Origin of the sequence: Enterobacter sp. 940_PEND (assembly GCF_001059415.1) — a bacterium.
GTDB classification, from domain to species: domain Bacteria; phylum Pseudomonadota; class Gammaproteobacteria; order Enterobacterales; family Enterobacteriaceae; genus Enterobacter; species Enterobacter cloacae_M.
On record NZ_JUMS01000062.1, the window covers coordinates 1 to 324 of the forward strand.

Here is a 324-nt window from a genome sequence, read left to right on the forward strand (position 1 = left end):
CTTAACAAGGGAGAGGCCCACCATGCGCTCAAAAATGCGCTCCGTATCGGGAGGCAGGGGGAAATTCGCGATCGCACGACAGAGGGGCAGCACTACCGAATCGCTGGGCTCAATTTATTGACTGCGGTGATCATTTACTGGAATACCGTCCATCTTGGTCATGCCGTCACGGAGCGGCGGAACGAAGGGTTGGATGTTCCCCCTGAATTTCTTCCCCACATATCCCCATTGGGCTGGGCGCACATTCTACTGACTGGCGAATATCTTTGGCCCAAGGAACCGAAAGCTTAGGGTGTCATTTCGCCCTCAGCCGGAACCGACCCC

The 324-nt window shown here is 55.9% G+C and carries 1 protein-coding gene; it reads left to right on the forward strand.

All coding sequences use genetic code 11. From position 1 onward, the window contains the following. Positions 1–291, forward strand: a 291-nt coding sequence (locus ADJ24_RS09775) for a Tn3 family transposase (protein ID WP_048702315.1), incomplete at its 5' end; no start/stop codon positions are given. Between the last annotated feature and the right edge of the window lie 33 nt (positions 292–324).